19 protein-coding genes and 4 tRNA genes are annotated in these 20054 nt (G+C 57.9%); all 23 read right to left on the minus strand.

The genetic code is table 11. From position 1 onward, the window contains the following. Positions 1–6: 6 nt before the first annotated feature. Complete coding sequence (gene hyfB, locus NE637_RS03490) at positions 7–2043, minus strand: hydrogenase 4 subunit B (RefSeq protein WP_227117665.1); 2037 nt, start codon at positions 2041–2043, stop codon at positions 7–9. Then, positions 2036–2665: a 4Fe-4S dicluster domain-containing protein gene (locus tag NE637_RS03495; protein WP_215647017.1), complete on the minus strand. Its 630-nt coding sequence runs from the start codon at positions 2663–2665 to the stop codon at positions 2036–2038. The genes hyfB and NE637_RS03495 overlap by 8 nt, the downstream gene beginning before the upstream one ends. Positions 2666–2848: 183 nt before the next feature. Next, positions 2849–3739 (minus strand): formate transporter FocA, encoded by an 891-nt coding sequence (gene focA, locus NE637_RS03500; protein WP_227117663.1) that lies wholly within the window; start codon positions 3737–3739, stop codon positions 2849–2851. 854 nt (positions 3740–4593) lie between these two features. Next, a complete protein-coding gene (rplL, locus tag NE637_RS03505) occupies positions 4594–4974 on the minus strand; it encodes a 50S ribosomal protein L7/L12 (RefSeq protein ID WP_192111373.1) in 381 nt (126 codons plus the stop codon). Positions 4975–5025: 51 nt separating this feature from the next. After that, positions 5026–5550, minus strand: coding sequence for a 50S ribosomal protein L10 (gene rplJ / locus NE637_RS03510; RefSeq protein WP_192111374.1), 525 nt, complete (start codon positions 5548–5550; stop codon positions 5026–5028). Between the two features lie 168 nt (positions 5551–5718). Continuing rightward, positions 5719–6426 carry a 50S ribosomal protein L1 gene (rplA, locus tag NE637_RS03515; protein WP_192111375.1) on the minus strand — a complete coding sequence of 236 codons (708 nt, stop codon included), beginning with the start codon at positions 6424–6426 and terminating at the stop codon, positions 5719–5721. Between the two features lie 170 nt (positions 6427–6596). Next, a complete protein-coding gene (gene rplK / locus NE637_RS03520) occupies positions 6597–7019 on the minus strand; it encodes a 50S ribosomal protein L11 (RefSeq protein ID WP_022658434.1) in 423 nt (140 codons plus the stop codon). Between the two features lie 66 nt (positions 7020–7085). After that, on the minus strand, positions 7086–7658 hold the full coding sequence (gene nusG, locus NE637_RS03525) for a transcription termination/antitermination protein NusG (protein ID WP_022658435.1): 573 nt from the start codon (positions 7656–7658) through the stop codon (positions 7086–7088). Positions 7659–7666: 8 nt separating this feature from the next. Beyond that, on the minus strand, positions 7667–7906 hold the full coding sequence (secE, locus tag NE637_RS03530; RefSeq protein WP_022658436.1) for a preprotein translocase subunit SecE: 240 nt from the start codon (positions 7904–7906) through the stop codon (positions 7667–7669). 22 nt (positions 7907–7928) lie between these two features. Then, positions 7929–8005 (minus strand) — tRNA-Trp (locus NE637_RS03535). A gap of 44 nt (positions 8006–8049) precedes the next feature. After that, entirely contained in the window at positions 8050–8199 is a 150-nt protein-coding gene (rpmG, locus tag NE637_RS03540) for a 50S ribosomal protein L33 (protein ID WP_008684737.1), read from the minus strand. A 3-nt stretch (positions 8200–8202) separates the two neighbouring features. Next, positions 8203–9396, minus strand: a complete 1194-nt coding sequence (tuf, locus tag NE637_RS03545) for an elongation factor Tu (protein ID WP_192111376.1) — start codon at positions 9394–9396, stop codon at positions 8203–8205. 215 nt (positions 9397–9611) lie between these two features. Continuing rightward, a tRNA-Gly gene (locus NE637_RS03550) sits at positions 9612–9687 on the minus strand. A gap of 100 nt (positions 9688–9787) precedes the next feature. Continuing rightward, positions 9788–9873, minus strand: a tRNA-Tyr gene (locus NE637_RS03555). A 46-nt stretch (positions 9874–9919) separates the two neighbouring features. Continuing rightward, positions 9920–9995, minus strand: a tRNA-Thr gene (locus tag NE637_RS03560). 135 nt (positions 9996–10130) lie between these two features. After that, positions 10131–10997 (minus strand): peptide chain release factor N(5)-glutamine methyltransferase, encoded by an 867-nt coding sequence (gene prmC / locus NE637_RS03565; protein ID WP_227117661.1) that lies wholly within the window; start codon positions 10995–10997, stop codon positions 10131–10133. A 5-nt stretch (positions 10998–11002) separates the two neighbouring features. Continuing rightward, complete coding sequence (gene lon / locus NE637_RS03570) at positions 11003–13603, minus strand: endopeptidase La (protein WP_371740792.1); 2601 nt, start codon at positions 13601–13603, stop codon at positions 11003–11005. A 26-nt stretch (positions 13604–13629) separates the two neighbouring features. Further along, positions 13630–14322, minus strand: coding sequence for a JAB domain-containing protein (locus tag NE637_RS03575; protein WP_192111379.1), 693 nt, complete (start codon positions 14320–14322; stop codon positions 13630–13632). A gap of 186 nt (positions 14323–14508) precedes the next feature. Next, on the minus strand, positions 14509–15552 hold the full coding sequence (locus NE637_RS03580) for a DNA polymerase III subunit delta (RefSeq protein ID WP_227117659.1): 1044 nt from the start codon (positions 15550–15552) through the stop codon (positions 14509–14511). A 234-nt stretch (positions 15553–15786) separates the two neighbouring features. Beyond that, the gene (gene leuS, locus NE637_RS03585) at positions 15787–18309 is read right to left on the minus strand and encodes a leucine--tRNA ligase (RefSeq protein WP_192111381.1); all 2523 of its coding nucleotides are present in this window, start codon (positions 18307–18309) and stop codon (positions 15787–15789) included. A 14-nt stretch (positions 18310–18323) separates the two neighbouring features. Then, positions 18324–18821, minus strand: coding sequence for a transcription antitermination factor NusB (nusB, locus tag NE637_RS03590; RefSeq protein WP_192111382.1), 498 nt, complete (start codon positions 18819–18821; stop codon positions 18324–18326). 3 nt (positions 18822–18824) lie between these two features. Further along, positions 18825–19295: a 6,7-dimethyl-8-ribityllumazine synthase gene (gene ribH, locus NE637_RS03595; protein WP_022658445.1), complete on the minus strand. Its 471-nt coding sequence runs from the start codon at positions 19293–19295 to the stop codon at positions 18825–18827. A gap of 74 nt (positions 19296–19369) precedes the next feature. Continuing rightward, positions 19370–20050 (minus strand): riboflavin synthase, encoded by a 681-nt coding sequence (locus tag NE637_RS03600; RefSeq protein WP_192111383.1) that lies wholly within the window; start codon positions 20048–20050, stop codon positions 19370–19372. Positions 20051–20054 lie beyond the last annotated feature (4 nt).

The raw sequence follows: 20054 nt of genomic DNA on the forward strand, positions 1-20054 counted from the left end.
TTCCCCCTAGGCGGCTTTGATGAGAAGCAGCGCGATAAGCGCGATGATGATATACAGGCAGTAGACGCGGAAATCGCCCTGCTGCAGCCGCTGCACACATATGCCGATTTTTTGTGCGGTGCGGACGATACGGGCAAGAATGCCGTCGTCCCACATGGGCTCCACACGCCGGGCAGTACGGATGACCGAGTCAAGCGCACGCGACATGGCCGGGGCCGGATCAAGCGCCTGACGCAGGCGGTACAGCCCCGCAAACACGTGGCGCAGACCCTGTGTAAAGCTGCCGGCAGAAAGGGCCATGCGTTCTTCGTAACCATAACCGCAGGCCCAGGGATCGTTTTTGCGGCGCATGGGCAGGCGGTCGGCCTTACCAGCCATAAAGAGCAGCAGGGGCAAAAGCATGCCGCCCAGCAGCAGAAGCATCACCAGCGTGGGCGAAAGCCCGGTGGCGGCATCTGCGCCGGGAACAAGCACACCCTGCCGTACGGCTTCAAAGTGCTGCTGGCTTGTGGTGAGTGAGTCGGCCACGGCGCTGATGACAGGGGCCACACAAGCCGCGCCCACGCCCAGCACCACGCACAGCGCGGCCAGCCCAAGCATGGAAAGCGTCATGGCAGCGGGAACTTCAGTGGCTTCCGCAGCCTTGGCGCTGCGCGCCTGCCCGCAAAAGCTGATGCCGTATACCTTTACAAAGCACATGGCGGCGAGAGCGCCGGTGATGGCCAGCATCACGATTGCCACAGGGCCGGAAAGGCGGGCAATGGCGGAAGAATGCTGGCTGATGCTCACAAGGCCCTGATAGGTGTACCATTCACTGACAAAACCATTGAGGGGCGGCAGGGCCGAAATGGCCATGCAGCCAACCAGAAAGGACAGGGCCGTGCGCGGCATGCGCTTGCCAAGGCCGCCCATCTTCTCCATGTCCTTGGTGTGCACCTTGTAGATGATGGCACCAGCGCCGAGGAACAGCAGGCCCTTGAACACGGCATGGTTCAGCAGGTGATAGAGCGCGCCCAGAAATCCCAGAGCTGCCAGCAGCGGGTTTTTGAGGGCCAGACCCATGAGGCCCACGCCCACGCCCATGAGGATGATGCCCACGTTTTCAACGGTGTGGTAGGCAAGCAGGCGTTTGATGTCGTGTTCCGCCAAGGCGTACATAACGCCCAGCACGGACGAAACAGCGCCGAAGGTCAGCACCACAACACCCCACCAGACAGGCATATCCACGCCGCCCAGCAGGTCTGCGCCCACCTTGATGATGCCAAACACGCCGATTTTGACCATCACGCCAGACATCATGGCCGAGGCGTGCGAGGGCGCGGCCGGGTGCGCCCTGGGCAGCCAGCCGTGCAGAGGGAGCATGCCAGCCTTTGCGCCGAAGCCGAAAAATGCCAGCAAAAAGGCTATTGATGCCATGGCAGGCGAAATCTGCGCCTGACGGAAGGCCGCAAAATCAAGGCTGTTGTTGGGCGTATGGCAATACATGATGAAGAACGAAGCCATGATCAGCACAGACCCGGCATGCGCGATGAAAAAGTAGAGCAAGCCGGCGCTGACGGCTTCGCTTTCCTGATCGGCAATGACCAGAAAGTAGGAAGACAGCGACATGACTTCAAAAAAGATGATGAAGTAGAAGGCGTTGTCCATGACCATCAGCGCCACCATGGAGGCGATGAAGGTGTTCATGAAAAAGCCCATGGCTGACGCGCCCTTGCCTTCGTATTCCCGCACATAGGCAATGGAATAGATGGAAGCGGCAACCGCCAGCAGGGATATGACGCCCGTCATGAAGGCTCCCAGCATATCCAGCCGCACGGCCAGATGCGCAAAGGGGAACGGCCCCGCGTAAACATGGTTGAGGGCATCTGCACGTTGCAGCAAAAAGGGCAAAACAGCGTACAGACCAAGCGCGCCGCCAAGCGCGCCAAAAAGGCCGTTAATGGTAATGGCTGCCCGCTCGTTGCGGCCTAGCAGCAGGGAAAGCACGCCACCCGCCATGTAGGCCAGCACAGCCCAAAGCAGGATTTCAAGTGGATCACGCATGCTGCACCCCCGACATGGTTATTGCCGCCGGGGCGGCATCATCACCGTGTTTTTCCTGCTCAAGCGCGGCAACACGTTTGCTGTTTTGCAGTTCTGCCAGCGTTTTTTCATCCACAAGGCGCAAAGCCGTGGTGGGGCAGGCCTCCACGCAGGCCGGGCGCGAGCGGAAGTAACATTGGTCGCACTTAACGGCGACGGTGCGGCGGCCCACATTCCAGGCCAGAAAAGGCGGCATGGAGTAATTGCTGCCCGGAGCGTCGGCCAGTTCTTCTTCCGGCACGTAATGCTCGTACACTTCCGGGTGCCCGGCTGGCCTGTCGGCAGCGGGGGTGATGGCCCCGAAAGGACAGGCCAGGCCGCACAGTTTGCAACCGATGCAGTTGCTTTCGTTGATGTGCACTGAATGCCCCGTGGCTGTGATGGCGTTCACCGGGCAGACTTTGGCGCAGGGCATGTCTTCGCAATGGCGGCAACTCACAGGCGCTGTGCCGTTGCCGTAGCGCATGACCTCAAGCCGGGGCCTGCTGAGCAGCCCCTGCTGCTCATGCGCCAGCGAACATGCCGCCATGCAGGTATTGCAGCCGATGCACTTGACCGGATCCGCAAAAATGAAATGGTTCATAACCTTCCTCGTTACGCAAGGGATCGTGATAATGGCCCTTGTTGAGCAGAATACGTGCCATTATGCACAAACCGAGTATTCATGCGCATTTTGGGGAATATCTCTGCCCGCTGTCCGTGCGGCGGGGTATCCATAAAGCCGTGTTCGACACTTTTGACGAAGGGCTTCGACAGCTTCGACATTTTAGCCGATGGTCGGGGACTCTTTTTGCGGCGCAGGTTTGGTGGCAGTCTGATGGTCATCGTGACCGTGCTTCAGGTAGATGAGCCAGTGGAACAGACCCACAAAAACGCCGCCGCCAAGGATGTTGCCAAGCGTCACAGGAATGAGATTCTTGAAGATGAAGTTCTGCCAGTTCAGCACAGAGGCGATGTGCGCGGGATCGGCCAGCTTGGCGGCCACTTCGGGCGGCATCATGTTGTTGCAGAGAATGCCGATGGGAATCATGAACATGTTCGCCACGCTGTGTTCAAAGCCGCAGGCGATGAAAAGACCCACAGGGAACAGACAGGCGATCATTTTGTCGAACAGCGAGCGCCCGGCGTAGCTCATCCACACGCCCAGGCAGACCATCAGGTTGCACATGGCCCCCAGAAAAACCGCTTCAATAAAGGTGTGAGTAAGTTTGTGCTCTGTGGTGTTGATGTAAAAGACTGCAATGCTGCCGCCGTTTTCCCAAGGGTGGCCGCTCAAAAGGATCAGTGCGACCAGGATAAGGCTGCCCACAAAGTTGCCAGCGTAAACCACGCCCCAGTTGGAGAACATCTGTCCCCAGGTGATTTTGCCGCTGGCACGGGGAATAAGCGTCATGGTTGTGGAGGTGAAGAGATCTGCACCCAGCACAATAACCAGCATGAGGCCCAGGCTGAACACCAGCCCGCCAACAATTTTGCCCGCCCCGGTCGCGTTGGCTATGGCGCAATACACAAAACCCAGCCCGATAAACACACCTGCCATGACGGCAAGCAAAAAAGCTTTGCGCGCGGGCTTGAGCGCCTTGCCCTCCATGACAGCGGCCGCCTTGTCGCACATCTGATACGGGTTCAGCGCTTCGAAGGAGGAAGAGTCAGCCATAGTATTCTCCTTTGCATGGTAAATTGTTGAGCTTGGGAATTTTTACACATATTGCAAAGTAGGTGCCAAATAAAATAAATACATTTTGGGTAGTTATGATAATATTTTTGACATGCAATTTTGAGCGAATGTGTCGAAGCGCACAAATGAGATCCGGATCAATTATATGCATAGTAAAACATACAAAAATAGTATGTAATTGTGTAAAACACCGAAGTTACGAAGGTGGGAGATATGGTCGCGCCAAAGTATGCGCTGCTGTTTCAGGCAGAAGCTCTGAGAGTATCGTGAATTTTTACGCAATCTGCGTATGCTTGGATTTTGGTGAAGCGTCTCACATCTGTGCAAAGGCAGCTTGCGAAGAAGGTAATTGGGACGACTTAAAAGCGGAAAGGTTTGAGGGGGAAATTGCCCTCTGCTCGGTGAACGCAGAATGGTAGATTCATGTTACGACAGGCAGTCGAGGTGGGAATCTGACTGAATTTGCGGGCTGCAACCATTCATCATAGTTGCGCATTCGATCTGTCGCCAACCCTGACTGTGGAATGACTTAAGCCATCGATACGCGTACTGCAGGCAACATTCCGTAAGCGTTTACTGAAGAAAAATGGCAGGGAACCGACCCAAAAACAGAAGGGAAACAGCTTTTGCGTGGCGGGAGTTACTTGGATGCAAAGCCTGATTTGCTGGCGCCTGATCTGCGCAGGGAGGCAGGGTGTTTTGGCGGTAGTCTTGAAGGTTACTGAGCCTGACAGATATCAGGGCAAGGGCAAAACGGCCTGAGCGCCATGTCAAAGCAATAAAAAAGGCGGAACCCTAAGGTTCCGCCTCAAAAGCACGGTATAAAACCGAACTTACTTCACTTCGACGGTGGCGCCAGCTTCGGTCAGCTGCTTCTTGGCTTCTTCAGCTTCTTCCTTGGACACGCCTTCCTTCAGGGTAGCGGGGGCGCCGTCAACCTTTTCCTTGGCTTCCTTGAGGCCCAGGCTGGTCAGAGCGCGCACAACCTTGATGACGCCGATCTTGTTGGCGCCAGCTTCCTTCAGGATAACGTCGAACTCGGTCTTTTCTTCAGCGGCTTCAGCAGCGGCAGCGGGGGCAGCCATCATCATGGCGGCGGCAGGCGCAGCGGCGGAAACGCCGAACTTTTCTTCGAGTTCCTTGATGAACTCAGAAAGTTCGAGAACGGTCATATTGGAGATAAATTCAACAACTTCTTCTTTGGTAACGGCCATGATAAGTCTCCTGATCTTTGGCTTTAGTGCAAATAATTCGATGGTTGCTTGCTATGCGGCGTTGGATTTCTGATCTTCGATACCCTTGAGGGCATAAAGCAGACCACGCACCACGTTGGCGAACAGCGAAACAAAGTTGGTGGGCACGGCGTTCATGGTGCCGAGCAACTGACCGAGGAGCTGTTCCCTTCCGGGCAGCTTGGCCAGTGCGTCAATCTGGGCGGCATCCATAGCCTTGCCGTCCAGGCTGGCGCAGCGAAGCTCAAAGAGCTTGCTTTGCTTGGCAAAATCGCTGAGCGCCTTGGCCACCGCCACGGGGTCATCGAACCCAAAGGCTACGCCGCAGTTATCATGGAACTTGTCCTTGATAGCGTTGTGCGTACCGTCGGTCAGAGCAATACGGGCAAGCGTGTTTTTAACGACGAGATATTCGCCGCCTGCATTACGCAGAGAAACGCGCAGGTTCGTCAGCTCTTCCACCGTCATGCCCTTGAAGTCCGTGATAACCGCAAAAGAAGCCTTGTCGGCGCGGGCCTTAACGGCTTCAATAATTACGGCTTTTCCAGACCTGTTCACGTGATACCTCTCACGTTCGGGGTTGCCAGGTGGAATGCCGAGCCAAAGAAGAAGTGTCTGGACAGGGTATTAAGAGCTTGCGCCCACCTGTCGTCTTCGACTCGAATTCCGTATCCTTAGACAGATTGTGGGCGCACTGACATACAGTGCGCCCACAGCCTTGAGAGCTTAGCCCTCAAGAAATTTTTTAACCTGAGTCATGTCAACCTTGAAGCCAGGGCCCATGGTGGTGGACACTGCCATGGAGAGCATGTAGCTGCCCTTGGCGGCGGAAGGCTTAAGGCGGTTCACGGCGTCAAGCAGGGCCTTGAGGTTGCCCAGAATCTTTTCGGGGCCAAAGGAAACCTTGCCAAGGGGAGCGTGCAGCACGCCAGCCTTGTCAACCTTGAAGTCCACGCGACCGGCCTTAAGTTCGGTAACGGCCTTGGTCACATCAAAGGTGACGGAGCCGGTCTTGGCGTTGGGCATAAGGCCACGGGGGCCAAGCACGCGACCGATCTGGCCCACAAGAGCCATAACGTCGGGGGTAGCCACGGCGGCGTCAAATTCGAGCCAGCCTTCCTTGACCTTGGCGACCAGATCTTCGGCACCCACAACATCCGCACCGGCTTCGCGGGCTTCCGCCTGCTTTTCGCCCTTACAGAACACGGCCACGCGAACGGTCTTGCCAAGCCCGTGGGGCAGGGTCACAGCGCCGCGAACCATCTGGTCGGAATATTTGGGGTCAACGCCGAGGCGCACGGCCACGTCAACAGTTTCGTCAAATTTGGCAAAGGAAGCGCCAAGCGATTTGCTGACGGCGTCTTCAATGCTGAAGCGTTCCTGAAGGTTGTTGCCTTCAAGCGCCTTGCGGAAATTCTTGCCATGTGTGGGCATGAGATAATCCTTTCGTTTTGCATCTCCTGCCGAACTTTGTCTTGCGCAAAGGCGGCAGTACAATTGATTTCAACGATGGCTGCCAAGCGTTTTAAAGCTACTGCAGCCGTAAGACCAGTGTGCCGTATATGCAACGAGCGCCCAAGGGCGCTCACGGCTTTAAAAGGGCCTTACTTAACGTCAATGCCCATGCTGCGAGCGGTACCAGCAATGGACTTCACCGCAGACTCAATGCTTGCAGCATTCAGATCGGGCAGCTTCAGCTTGGCGATTTCTTCAATCTGCGCCATGCTCAGGCTACCAACCTTGTTGCGGTTGGGTTCGCCGGAACCCTTTTCAATTTTGGCGGCTTTCATGATCAGCACCGAGGCCGGGGGGGTCTTGGTGATGAAGGTGAAAGAGCGGTCGGCGTACACGGTGATGACCACAGGAATGATCGTGCCCTTCTGTTCCATGGTGCGGGCATTGAATTCCTTGCAGAAACCCATGATGTTCAGGCCGTGCTGACCGAGGGCAGGACCAACCGGCGGCGAGGGGTTAGCCGCGCCAGCGGGGATCTGCAGTTTGATTTTGGCAACTTCTTTCTTGGCCATTTGAGTTATCCTTCATCGCTGCTCGCGCAGTTCAAGGCAAAGCCCTGTCGCGCGGGGGGCAAGTCATTAACCTTTGGATACCTGCACGAAATCCAGTTCCACAGGGGTCTGACGACCAAAAATGGAAACGGAAACGCGCAGTTTCCCCTTGTCGTAGTTGACGTCTTCCACAACGCCATTGAAGCCGCCAAACGGCCCTTCAATAACGCGTACTTCGTCGCCGCGGTCAAAGTTGAACTTGGGCCGTGGCGTTTCCTGGCGAGACTCCATCAGGGAGAGAATGCGCTGTGCTTCACTCTCACGCATTGGGGTAGGACGGTTTTTGCCGCCCACAAAGCCGGTGACCTTGGGGATGGACTGTACCAGATGCCAGGAAAGATCCGTCATGGTCATACGCACCATGACATACCCGGGATAGAACTTGCGCGTAGAGGTGCGCTGTTGTCCACCCTTGGTAGGTTCAATAACCTTTTCAGTGGGAACAACAACTTCCTCAATAAGCCCTTCATCCTGCCCGGTGCGGCGCAACTCGTTAATGGTCTTCTGCACACGCTGCTCGAAACCCGAGTAGGTGTGCACGATGTACCAGCGAGCCTTTTTGCAGAGCTCGGAAGTTTCGTCGATAACAGGGTCTTTCATATCGGCCTTCAGGACAATAGGGTCTTGATCAGGGAAGACAGACCAAAGTCCACCAGCCCCAGGATGACAGCCATCACGGCTACAAAGCCCAAAACGGCCAAGGTGGCTTTGCGCGTTTCCTGCAACGTAGGCCAGGTGACCTTGCGCAATTCGGCCTTGGCGTCCTCAACGTAGCGAGTAAACCGTACGACAGGGTTCGGGCCTTTGTCCGCCTTAAGGTCGGCAGCTTGAGCTTGTTTTTTTGCCATGGTGTAATCCGGAGATAAAAAATGGCAGGGCAGGAGGGATTCGAACCCCCAACATGCGGTTTTGGAGACCGCCGCTCTAGCCGTTAGAGCTACTGCCCTGCACACCGTCCGGGGGGCTTATCGCCCCCCGGCGGAAGTTTATTTTACCTGGTTTCGCGATGCACAGTGTGCTTCTTATCCCAGGGACAATACTTTTTCATTTCCAGCCGACCGGTAGTGTTTTTCTTGTTCTTCCGGGTGCTGTAGTTGCGGCGCTTGCACTCAGTGCAGGCCAGTATGATATTAACTCGCATATGCTACTCGATGATTTCGGTCACCACACCGGAGCCAACGGTGCGGCCGCCTTCGCGAATGGCGAAACGCAGGCCAGCTTCCATGGCGATGGGGGCGATGAGTTCAACGATGAACTGGGAGTTATCGCCAGGCATAACCATTTCCACGCCTTCGGGCAGGTTGATGATGCCGGTGATGTCAGTGGTACGGAAGTAGAACTGAGGACGGTAGCCAGAGAAGAACGGGGTATGACGGCCGCCTTCTTCCTTGGAGAGAACGTACACTTCAGCCTTGAACTTCTTGTGGGGCGTGATGCTCTTGGGAGCGGCAAGAACCTGGCCGCGTTCCACGTCGTCACGCTTGGTGCCGCGAAGCAGGGCGCCGATGTTGTCGCCAGCCTGACCCTGGTCAAGCAGCTTGCGGAACATTTCCACGCCGGTGCAGATGGTCTTCTGGGTGGGCTTGATGCCCACGATTTCCACTTCGTCGCTGACCTTCAGAATACCGCGTTCCACACGACCGGTAACAACGGTACCACGGCCGGAGATGGAGAACACGTCTTCGATGGGCATCAGGAAGGGCTTGTCGATGTCGCGTTCCGGTTCGGGAATGAAGTCGTCGCAAGCCTGCAGAAGGTCAAGAATGCACTTGGCTTCGGGCGCGTCGGGGTTATCGCATTCCAGAGCCTTAAGGGCGGAACCGCGGATAACCGGAACGTCATCACCGGGGAAGTCGTAGCTGGAGAGCAGTTCGCGAACTTCAAGTTCCACGAGTTCCAGCAGTTCTTCGTCGTCAACCAGATCGCACTTGTTCAGGAACACCACGAGCTGGGGCACGCCGACCTGACGGGCAAGCAGGATGTGCTCACGGGTCTGGGGCATGGGACCGTCAGTGGCGGCCACAACGATGATACCGCCGTCCATCTGGGCAGCGCCGGTGATCATGTTCTTGATGTAGTCGGCGTGGCCGGGGCAGTCAACGTGGGCGTAGTGACGGGTAGCGGTTTCGTATTCCACGTGTGCGGTGGAAATGGTGATGCCGCGTTCCTTTTCTTCGGGGGCCTTGTCGATTTCGTCATACGAAATGAACTTGCCCGAGCCCTTCAGGCCGGCGATCTTGGTGATGGCGGCGGTGAGGGTGGTCTTGCCATGGTCGATGTGGCCGATGGTGCCGATGTTTACATGGGGCTTTTTGCGTTCAAATTTTTCCTTGCCCATTGTACGTCTCCCTGGAGAAAAAAATGTTTGCGTTTTACCTGCGTTACTAAATTCGTTTTGAATTCGTAGAGCTGTAACGCCTGCTCCTCGCGTAACGGCTGCGGTAGTGGGAAGTTCCGTTGGGCGGCCCGCTATCCGCATTCAGTCCCTGGACACCAGGGAACGTGCATTGGCGGACAAGGTGACTGAGGGGGAGGCGGAATCAGGCAGGATTTTGGAGCGGGAAACGGGATTCGAACCCGCAACCCTCAGCTTGGAAGGCTGATGCTCTAGCCGTTGAGCTATTCCCGCACGCTACCGTAGTTCCCCGACAGGCGTCCTGTCTCCTACAGCCAAGGCAGTTTATTCAAACCAGCCACCAACCGTCCAGTATTTGGCGACGGAAAAGTGGTGGTGGAGGGGGGTGGATTTGAACCACCGAAGTCTTACGACGACAGATTTACAGTCTGTTCCCTTTGGCCACTCGGGAACCCCTCCACTCTTGCCGAAAAGTCGGAAAGTCCGATCTTCGTTCAGCTTCTTGTGGAGCTGGCGATGGGACTCGAACCCGCAACCTGCTGATTACAAATCAGCTGCTCTGCCAGTTGAGCTACGCCAGCGGCAACACAGCTTATTAGCGATTTTCATTCTGCTTTGCAAGCAAAAATTTCGCTTTGGCTCAAATTTTTTCAAATTATAGTGAGCCGTGCTGCTTTTTACCGTTTTTCGCGCCTTTGCGCGGAAACGATTTGGCCTTATAGCCCTTTCCTCGCCAATGTGCAACGGTTAAGTTGGGCAATGTCCCGTTTATTTTCAATTTTTTTGAAAATTCCCGTGGCAGCCAGCATTTCGCGCACGGCCTCCGCTTGGTTTGCGCCGTGCTCCAGCAAAACCCAACCGCCATTTTGCAATGCAAGCGCGGCTGCATCCACGGCTGCTTTAAGGTGGAGCAGGCCGTTGTTTTCAGAGAACAGGGCGCTGTGCGGCTCGTTGTGCAACACTTCATCCATAACCATGTGCCGCTCGGCATCAGCTATATATGGAGGGTTGCTCACAAGCAGACGCAGCGATTCCGGTTTGAGCGGCGGAGTACGCATGTCTGCGCGCAGCGCCGCAATTCTGCCATCTACACTATGCCGCACCGCATTCTGCGCGGCAACGGCAATGGCATTGGGGCAGATATCCAGCAGAATACCGCTCCAGCAGGGGCGCTCCGCCGCCAGGGTGATGCCGATGCAGCCTGTGCCGGTGCCCAGGTCTGCAAAGCTGAGGTGTTCTTCCGGCAGCAGCTCCAGAGCATTGTCTACAATGAGTTCTGTTTCCGGTCTGGGAATAAGGGTGTGCGGCGTAACCGTAAAGTCGCGGCCATAAAATTCCTTGCGCCCGATGATCTGGGCCAGAGGTTGCCCCGTGGCCCGGCAGGCCACCAGCGCTAGAAAATTATTCTCTTCTATGGCCGTCAGCTCCCGCCCCGCCTCCAGAATGCAAAAAAGGCGGGCGGATCCTGAAGGATCCCCCTTGAGCGTTTCGCGCGCCAGCACTTCTGCGCAAAGGCGGGGGCTGTCCACCCCCGCCTTTGTCAGTTGTTCTGTCGCTTCATCTATATATTGCTTGAGGCGCACGAATGTCAGGCTCCGGCTTCCGCGGGCCGCTTGGGCTTTCTGGCGCCAGCGGTTTTGGCTGTTGCCGTGCCCTTGGCTGCTACACCCGTGGATTCTTCCACCTTGCTTTTGCCGCCCTTGCCCGTTGCGGAACTGCCGCGCCCACCCTTGGTTTCAAACACGATGGGCAGCAGTTCGTCATAATGGTGCACAGGGTGCACGGTGATGCGCTTGAGCAGTTCCTTGGGCACATCCTCAAGATCTTTGACGTTCTGGTGCGGAATGACCACGTGCTTGAGACCGCGCGCCACGCCCGCCAGAATTTTTTCCTTGATGCCGCCCACAGGCAGCACCCGGCCTTGCAGGGTGATCTCGCCGGTCATGCACAGGTCTGCGCGCACACGCCGTCCGCTCAGGGCGGAGATGAGGGCCGTGGTCAGCGTAACGCCCGCCGAGGGGCCGTCCTTGGGCGTTGCGCCCGCAGGCACGTGCACGTGCAGGTCGTATTGCGACACAAAACCGGGGTCCACGCCAAGGTCGTCCGCACGGCTGCGGATGTAGCTCAAGGCAGCCTGGGCGCTTTCCTTCATCACATCACCAAGTTGCCCGGTGAGGGTGAGGCCTCCCTTGCCCTTCATGACAGTGGCTTCAACAGTCAGCACTTCGCCGCCAGCGGGCGTCCAGGCCAGGCCCAGAGCCATGCCGGGCATGAGCTTCTTTTCCTTTTCGTCTTCAATAAAGCGGGGCGCGCCCAACAGTTTTTCCACATCGGCCACGTCAACCATAAAGGGCGGCTTTTTGCCCTCGGCCTTACGGCGGGCCAGTTTGCGGCAGATGGAGGAAAGCTCGCGCTCAAGGTTGCGCAGCCCGGCCTCGCGCGTGTATTCGCGGATGATCTTTTCCAGGGCTTCTTCCGTCAGTTCCACATCCTTTGGGGCAAGGCCATTGTCTTCCACCTTCTTGGGCAGCAGATGCTTGCGGGCGATCTGGGCCTTTTCCTGCAAGGTGTAACCGGGCAGGGAAATGACTTCCATACGGTCGCGCAGGGCCGCCGGGATGGTTTCCAGATGGTTGGCCGTGCAGAGGAACATAACCTTTGAAAGATCAAAGGGCACGTTCAGGTAGTGGTCGCTGAAGGTGTAGTTCTGTTCCGGATCAAGCACTTCCAGCAGGGCGGATGAGGGATCGCCCCTGAAATCCGCGCCCAGCTTGTCCACTTCGTCCAGCACGATAACGGGGTTGCGCGTGCCGGCCTGCTTGAGGGCCTGAATGATGCGACCCGGCATGGCGCCGATGTAGGTGCGCCGATGCCCGCGGATTTCCGCCTCATCGTGCATGCCGCCCAGCGAAAGCCGCTGGAATTTACGGCCCAGCGCCCGCGCAATGGAGCGCCCAAGCGAGGTTTTACCCACGCCGGGAGGGCCCGCAAAGCAGAGGATGGGCCCCTTGGACTGCGGATTGAGCTTGCGCACGCTCAGGAATTCAAGGATGCGGTCCTTGATTTTGTCGAGACCGCAGTGGTCTTCGTCAAGAATTTCTTTGGCATGGACAATATCCAGCCTGTCGCGCGAAAGCTTTTTCCACGGCAGTTCCACCAGCCAGTCAAGGTAGGTGCGCACCACGTTGGCCTCGGAAGAATCGGCGTGCATGCCCGAAAGGCGGCGCAACTGCTTGTCGGCTTCCTTGCGCACGTCCTTGGGCAGGCCTGCTTTTTCAAGGGCCTGCTTGAGGTTTTCAAGGTCTTCCTCGCCGTCTTCGTCCTTGTCGCCAAGTTCTGTGCGGATAGCCTTGAGCTGCTCGCGCAAAAAGTAATCCTTCTGCGCCTTGTCCATGCCTTCGCGGGCCGAACTCTGGATGCGCGCCTGCACGGTGGCGACTTCCACCTCGCGCTGCAGTTGGGTGTTGACCAGCATGAGGCGGTCAATGGGATTCTCCGCCTCGAGAATGCGCTGGGCATCGGCTGTTTTCATGCGCATGTTGGCGGCGATAAGGTCGGCCAGGCGGCCCGGATCGTCCACGCCCTGCAAGACGGCAAGAACGTCTGGCGAGGAAAGGCCACGCAGGGTCAGCACCTTTTCGCTCTGCTCGCGCACGGAGCGCAACAGGGCCTCCACCGTGGCGTCTACCACAGGGATTTGCTCGGGCAGGGTTTCAATGCGCGCTTCAAGGAAGGGTTCCACCTGGCGGTAGCTCGTAACCCGTGCGCGGCTCACGCCCTGCACAAGAATTTTCACCCTCGAATCGGGCATCTTGAGCATGCGCATGACCTGCACTACGGTGCCGACCTGGTAGAGGTCTTCCGGCTTGGGATCTTCGGTGGCTTCTTCTTTCTGCGCGCACACAAGCAGGTGCCGCCCGTTTTTCAGGGCTGCGTCCACGGCCTGTACGGATTTGTCGCGTCCGATGAACAGCGGCAGGATCATATAGTTGAAGATAACCACGTCTCGAACGGGCAACACGGGCAGCGTGTCGGGAATGCTCTGCGCCGCCGTATTGAGGCTGCCCTCGTGATCCAGCGTCTCGGGCGCGTTCATTTCCGCCTTGTCCGTTTCGCTGTCGATGGCAGGTTCTGCCTCAATGGGTTCTTCCTGATGCAGCAAAATGTCTTTTTCATTGATGTCAGCCATATATATTCTCCCCGACTGCTTTCGATTCAAATGCGTTGCGATTGCGTTATGCTGTAGCAGTCTCCATCAGTAACGATGACGTGATCCAGAAAGCGCAGCCCCATGCGGGGCGCCAGTCTTTGCAGTTCTTCTGTCAGCAGGCGGTCTTCCTGCGAAGGCCCCGGGTTGCCGCCGGGGTGGTTGTGCACCAAGATTATGCCGCTTGCCTTACGGAGCAGGGCCGCTTCAAGAACGTCCCTTGGGTAGATTGAAACTTCTGCAATGCCGCCCCTGCGCAGGCGCTCCCAGGCCATAAGGCGGTTGCGCCTGTCTACCAGCGCCAGCCAGCATTCTTCGTGAGGGCTTGTGCCAAGCCGGGCCTGCGCCATGCGGGCTACGGCCTCGGGTGTTGCCAGAACTTCCTTTTGCCGCAGCTCTGCCGCTGCGTAGCGCGCCCGCGTTTCGCCCAAAACCCGCCATAAGGCCAGCAATCCCGGCCCAAAACCGGGCACCTGCAAGAGTTCTTCGGGCCTTGCGTCCAGCGCCCCGCGAATGCTGCCAAACTTCTGTATCAGTTCCTTGGCGAGGGGCTTTGTGTCCTTGCGGGTCAACCCGTAGCCTAACAGCAGCTCCAGCACTTCATAATCCGCCACTGCTGTGGGTTCCAGTTCCAGTCTTTGCCGCAGCCGCTCACGATGCCCGAGGCTTGTGGGCGGGGTGGATGTTGGCTTTGCTGTCATAAAATAAGCAGTCTTGGAGGTTGCGCAAGGGGGCGGGCGGATAAAGGCGCATGCATCCCGCAAATCCTTTGCCGTTTTTTACGTGAGCGAAAATGATAAATGCGGATCGCAGCGGAATCTGGGTCGCAATAACCGCATTTGCACCGCGCGAGGCTGGCGCGGCGATGTTCTGCCTGGCGGTTTGCGTCAGGCGCGGGTGCGGCCTGCGGCAAACAGGTCTGTCATGCGGGCCGCGAGATAGTCCAGGCTCTGGCTTGGTGATCTGCGGCCGCTCTTTACCTGCAACTCCGCATCCATAACAGTGGACATGCACTCCGCAAGCACTGCTGGGCCGAGCCGGGTTGCCAACTGTTTTTTGAAGGCAGCCTCGTTGGGATGCACGCGCACCTTTTCGCCCGCCCATAGTTGCCAGAGCAGGCGTAACTCCCGCGCCAGCAGGGCCAGCAAAGAAAACAGCAGGCTGTCGCCGTCCTGACTGCGCGAAAGTTCCTTCCACACGGCGGTGAGGTTGCCCGCCTCCATGTGCCGGATGCAGTCAAAGACGTTGCACTCTGGGTTCCAAGAAGCCGTGGCGGTCATGGCCAGAGTAATGGTGCCCTGGTCGGGAACCTGATCCGCCCCGTGAGAATCTGCCTGTGATTTCTCCCGGGCATCATCCTGTGCAGTATTGCGCAGCAGTTGCAGCTTGATCAGCTCGTTTTCAATGGCCAGGGCATCGGGCGGCACAGAGGCGCAAAACTGCTCCAGAGCGTCCTGTTCAAAGCGCAGGCCAAGCTCGTGCGAGCGTTGCAGCACATGCTTTTTGACCGCCCGTTCGTTCAGGCCGTCCTGCCGCCATATCCAGCCCTGCTGATCCGCAAAGGCCATGCAGCGCAGTTTGGCAATGTGCGCGGGAATCTTGGGCTGGCCTTTGTCCCAGGCCACTTCCATACAAAAAAAGGGCCAGCACTGTTCCGAGGGCCGGGCCAGCGCATGCGATACCTTTTTCCACACCGCTGCGGGCCACAGATTGGCCTGACGCACCACCAGCACACGCGGTGCGCCGAACAGGCCTTGCAGTGTAAGCTGCTCCCAGAAGCGCGGCGAGGGTTCCTCGTCGCCCCAGTAGACGTGCCTTTCCCACTGCCCGCTGGCGGGCGGAAAGGAAGAAAGCAGCTGCTCCATGCGCGCGCGCAGCAACTGCCCGTCCGGGCATACAAGAAAACTGAATCCGGGATGTACCGCGCTCATGATATTCCGTGGTTCTGAAAATTGATAAAAAAAAGACTGCCGTAGCAGCCTCGGAATAAAACCCGCCCGGAATAAATTCCGCCTTGGAATAAATCCCGTAAATCCAGGTTTGTCATCTGGTGAAACTGCCAACGCAGTCAGTATAGGTACAAAAGCGGGAACGGGGAAGGGGTATACAGGCGGAAGGGGCGTTTTTCATCTGCGAAAAACAGCCCCTTCCGCCATGATAATCAGTTAGTTGGCAACGATGTTGACCAGTTTGCCGGGGACCACCACCACCTTGCGCACGGTCAGGCCGTCAATGTGGCGCTGCACCGAGGAATCTGCCAGTGCGGCCTGTTCCATGGCGGCTTTGTCGGCGGCTGCGGGTATCTGCACCGTGCCGCGCAGCTTGCCGTTGACCTGAAGGGCCACGGTGAGCATGTCCTGAACGGTAGCGGCATCGTCCCATTTGGGCAGAAGTTCGCTGGCAAGCTGGGTGCCGTGCCCCAGATGCTGCCAGAGTTCTTCGCAAACATGGGGCGTGATGGGCGAAAGCAGCGTAAGCACGGAGGCCATGGCCGACGAGAATACGCGGCGGTCGCCTTCCGTGGCGCCAAGCTTTTCGCGCGAAAGATACATGGCGTTGACCAGTTCCATTACAGCGGCAATAGCCGTGTTGAACTGGAAGCGGTCGCCCATGTCTTCGCTGCATTTCTTGACCGTAAGGTGTTCGCGGCGGCGCAGGTCGCGGGCTTCCTCGCTCTGAGCGTCCTCAGCCGTGGACTGGCAGGCCTTGAGGGGCAGCAGACGGTCTTTTTCTTCATCAAAAAGACGCCACACGCGGCCAATAAAGCGCGACGCGCCTTCGATGCCAGAATCCGACCAGTCAAAGTCGCGTTCGGCCGGCGCGGCAAAGAGGCAGAACAAGCGCACCGTATCCGCGCCATACTTGGCGATCATGTCGGAAGGCGCAACAACGTTGCCCTTGGATTTGGACATCTTGCTGCCGTCTTTCAGCACCATGCCCTGGGTGAGCAGGTTGGCGAAAGGCTCGTTGAGTTCGGCAGGGAAAAAGCCCAGATCGCGCAGCACCTTGGTGAAAAAGCGCGAATAGAGCAGATGCAGGATGGCGTGTTCCACGCCGCCGATGTACTGGTCAACGGGCAGCCAGTACTTGAGGGCCTCCGTGTCAAAGGGGCCATCTTCCTTGCGGGCGCTGGTGTAGCGGGCGAAATACCACGAGGATTCCACAAAGGTATCCATTGTGTCGGTTTCGCGCCGGGCGGTCCCGCCGCACTTGGGGCAGGTGCACGAGGCAAATTCCGGCGTTTCCGGCAGGGGAGAGCGCCCGTCTTCGCGGATTTTCACGTCCATGGGCAGCAGCACGGGCAGGTTTTCTTCCTTTTCAGGCACCACGCCGCACTTGTCGCAGTAAATAACGGGGATGGGCGCGCCCCAGTAGCGCTGGCGCGAAATGTTCCAGTCGCGCAGGCGGAACTGAGTGGTGGCCTTGCCCTTGCCGTCCTTTTCCAGCGCCTGAGCCACGGCCTTTTTGCCGTCCTCATTGGCGGTGCCGTCAAAGGGGCCGGAATTAACCATGAAACCTTCAGCTGTATAAGCTTCGGTCAAGGTTTCAGGATCAATCTGCTCATCCTTGGGGCTGATGACCACGCGCAGGGGCAGGCCGTATTTGCGGGCAAACTCAAAATCGCGCTGGTCGTGCGCGGGCACGCCCATAACCGCGCCAGTGCCGTAATCAGCCAGAACGAAGTTGCCCAGCCACAGCGGCACGCGCTGCCCGGTAAAGGGATGCACGGCGTAGGCACCGGTGAAGATACCTTCTTTTTCCAGCGAATCGGACTGGCGGTCGATGCGGTCCATATTGCGGATGCGATCAACAAAGGCGCGTACTTCATCGGCTTTTTCATAGCCTTCAATGAGCTTTTCCACCAGCGGATGCTCGGGGGCCAGCGTCATGAATGTCACGCCAAAGAGCGTGTCGGGCCGCGTGGTGAACACGTCTATGCCCGTGACGCCTTCTGCCTTGAGGGCCGCGTTTTCCAGACCAAAAGTGATGGCCGCGCCCGTGGATTTGCCAATCCAGTTGCGCTGCATGGCGATAACGCGGTCGGGCCAGTCGCCTTCAAGGCTTTGCAGGTCTTGCAGCAGTTCATCGCCGTAGGCCGTGATCTTGAGGAACCACTGGGTCAGATCCTTCTGCTCCACGCGGCTGTCGCAGCGCCAGCAAAGGCCATCGACAACCTGCTCGTTGGCGAGCACCGTGTGGCACGAGGGGCACCAGTTCTGCGCCGCCTTTTTGCGGTACACGAGCCCTTTTTCCAGCAGGCGCAAAAAGAACATCTGCTCCCAGCGGTAATATTCGGGGCGGCAGGTAGCGATTTCGCGATCCCAGTCATAGGAATAACCCAGGCGCTTCAGTTGCGCCCTCATGTTGTCTATGTTGGCGTAGGTCCATTTGGCGGGATGGGTATTGTTCTTGATGGCCGCGTTTTCCGCAGGCAGACCAAAGGCGTCCCAGCCCATAGGGTGCAATACGTTGAAGCCCAGCATGCGCTTGCTGCGCGCCACCACATCGCCAATGGCGTAGTTGCGCACATGGCCCATATGGATATTGCCCGAAGGATAGGGGAACATTTCAAGCACATAATACTTGGGCTTGTTGCTCTTGTGGGTGCAGGCAAAAGCGTTTTCGGCCTGCCAGCGAGACTGCCACTTTTCTTCGATAGCTTGCGGATTATAGCGTTCGTGCGTCATGGGGCTTTACCGGATTACTCGGATATGGTTGAAGGATCGGCAGCGGGCCGGGAGATTCCGCCGGTTTCCAGAGCCTTGGCCACGGCATCAAGAATGCCGTTGATAAAGCTCTTGGCGTTGCCTTCGCCAAACTGGCGGCTGAGTTCCAGCGCCTCGTTGATGGCAACCTTGGGCGGCACATCATTGCGGTACATGATCTCAAAAACGGCAAGGCGCAGCAGGGTCAGCTCCACGCGGCCCATGCGGTCTACGCGCCAGTTGCGCGAAAAATTGCTGATGGACGCATCAAGCTCATCGCTCTTGCTCCAAACGCCTGCCACCAGTTCCCAGGCAAAGCCCGAGGGATGGCTGGGCGGTTCCTGACCTTCCCAGCGGGCAAGATAGTCCGGAGAAATGCGAAAGATGCGCCGCAGATCGTCAATATCACGGGCCGGGGTGAAGGAAAGGCCGTACAGGACCTGAAAGGCCAGTTCGCGTTCGCCACGGCGGGTGGCTGATTTGCCTTTTGCCATGGGTTACAACTGCTCCATAACGCGGATGGTTTCCAGCATGGCTGCCGCAGCTTCCACGCCCTTGTTGCCGCCCTTGGAACCGGCGCGTTCAATGGCCTGTTCAATGGTGTCGCAGGTCAGCAGACCAAAACCGATGGGGACGCCGGAGTGCATCATGGCCTGGGCAATGCCCTTGCTGGCCTCGGCGCACACGTAGTCAAAGTGGGGGGTGCCGCCGCGAATAACCGCGCCAAGCGCCAACACGCCGTCATACTTGCCGGAATTGACCAGCTTCTGGCAGACCAGCGGCATTTCGAATGCGCCGGGAATACGCACAATGGTGATATTGGCGGTATCAAGGCCGTGACGTTCCAGATAATCCTGCGCGCCGCCCACAAGGCGATCTACGATAAAATCGTTGAACCGGGTGGCCACAATGGCGATCTTGAGACCCTTGGCGTCCAACTGTCCGGCGATGGTGGTAACAGTGCTCATGGCAACTCCTTGGCGCGTTGGCGCAAGTGCCCGCGCTAACGCGTTTTTTGTAATATTTCTGTAAGCGGAAATGTTCAGATAAAGCCGTTGCGCAAGAGCATCTCGCGGCTCAACCCGCTGGTCTGCGCGGCGGCAGTTTGCTCTGCCGCGCTCTTGCCGCCGGGAGCCCAGGCCCCCAAAAGGCTGCGCACATATTTGCCAATGAGGTCGGTTTCCATATTCACCAGAGTTCCCGGCCGCCAGTTGCGCATTGTGGTGCGCTTCTGGGTATCGGGAATGATGTTAACCTCAAGAAAATCAGGCCCGCAATCATTGATGGTAAGGCTGATGCCGTCAAGGGCCACAGAGCCCTTGGCAATGACCTCCACCCCATATTCCTTGGGAAAGGCAATACGGCAACACAGGGACTGCCCCGCGCCCGTAACGCTGCGCACCGTGGCAAGACAATCCACATGCCCGCTCACCAGGTGCCCGCCAAGCCGGTCGCCCAGGGCCAGCGCCCGCTCCATGTTCACGCTGTCGCCAGTCTTGAGCCTGCCCAGCGTGGTGCGCGAGAGGGTTTCTGTGGAGGCATAGGCTGTGAACACCCCCTCGCCGTGGGTTTCCACCGAAAGGCATGCGCCGTTGACGGCAATGGATTCGCCATCGACGATGGAGGGCAGACTGAACAGGGGGCGCAGGGTGAACCTGCGTTCCGTGCCGGTGTCGCGCAGGGCGAGAACCTCGCCCTGGCCCTGGATAATGCCGGTGAACATGCGC

Origin of the sequence: Desulfovibrio desulfuricans (assembly GCF_024460775.1) — a bacterium.
Classification (GTDB): domain Bacteria; phylum Desulfobacterota; class Desulfovibrionia; order Desulfovibrionales; family Desulfovibrionaceae; genus Desulfovibrio; species Desulfovibrio desulfuricans_E.

What these genes read in the sequence shown, in the direction of transcription:
- hyfB (WP_227117665.1), bottom strand. Translation starts at nt 2,043, where the DNA reads ATGCGTGATCCACTTGAAATCCTGCTTTGGGCTGTGCTGGCCTACATG.
- NE637_RS03495 (WP_215647017.1), bottom strand. Translation starts at nt 2,665, where the DNA reads ATGAACCATTTCATTTTTGCGGATCCGGTCAAGTGCATCGGCTGCAAT.
- focA (WP_227117663.1), bottom strand. Translation starts at nt 3,739, where the DNA reads ATGGCTGACTCTTCCTCCTTCGAAGCGCTGAACCCGTATCAGATGTGC.
- rplL (WP_192111373.1), bottom strand. Translation starts at nt 4,974, where the DNA reads ATGGCCGTTACCAAAGAAGAAGTTGTTGAATTTATCTCCAATATGACC.
- rplA (WP_192111375.1), bottom strand. Translation starts at nt 6,426, where the DNA reads ATGCCCACACATGGCAAGAATTTCCGCAAGGCGCTTGAAGGCAACAAC.
- rplK (WP_022658434.1), bottom strand. Translation starts at nt 7,019, where the DNA reads ATGGCCAAGAAAGAAGTTGCCAAAATCAAACTGCAGATCCCCGCTGGC.
- nusG (WP_022658435.1), bottom strand. Translation starts at nt 7,658, where the DNA reads ATGAAAGACCCTGTTATCGACGAAACTTCCGAGCTCTGCAAAAAGGCT.
- secE (WP_022658436.1), bottom strand. Translation starts at nt 7,906, where the DNA reads ATGGCAAAAAAACAAGCTCAAGCTGCCGACCTTAAGGCGGACAAAGGC.
- rpmG (WP_008684737.1), bottom strand. Translation starts at nt 8,199, where the DNA reads ATGCGAGTTAATATCATACTGGCCTGCACTGAGTGCAAGCGCCGCAAC.
- tuf (WP_192111376.1), bottom strand. Translation starts at nt 9,396, where the DNA reads ATGGGCAAGGAAAAATTTGAACGCAAAAAGCCCCATGTAAACATCGGC.
- lon (WP_371740792.1), bottom strand. Translation starts at nt 13,603, where the DNA reads ATGGCTGACATCAATGAAAAAGACATTTTGCTGCATCAGGAAGAACCC.
- NE637_RS03575 (WP_192111379.1), bottom strand. Translation starts at nt 14,322, where the DNA reads ATGACAGCAAAGCCAACATCCACCCCGCCCACAAGCCTCGGGCATCGT.
- NE637_RS03580 (WP_227117659.1), bottom strand. Translation starts at nt 15,552, where the DNA reads ATGAGCGCGGTACATCCCGGATTCAGTTTTCTTGTATGCCCGGACGGG.
- leuS (WP_192111381.1), bottom strand. Translation starts at nt 18,309, where the DNA reads ATGACGCACGAACGCTATAATCCGCAAGCTATCGAAGAAAAGTGGCAG.
- nusB (WP_192111382.1), bottom strand. Translation starts at nt 18,821, where the DNA reads ATGGCAAAAGGCAAATCAGCCACCCGCCGTGGCGAACGCGAACTGGCC.
- ribH (WP_022658445.1), bottom strand. Translation starts at nt 19,295, where the DNA reads ATGAGCACTGTTACCACCATCGCCGGACAGTTGGACGCCAAGGGTCTC.
- NE637_RS03600 (WP_192111383.1), bottom strand. Translation starts at nt 20,050, where the DNA reads ATGTTCACCGGCATTATCCAGGGCCAGGGCGAGGTTCTCGCCCTGCGC.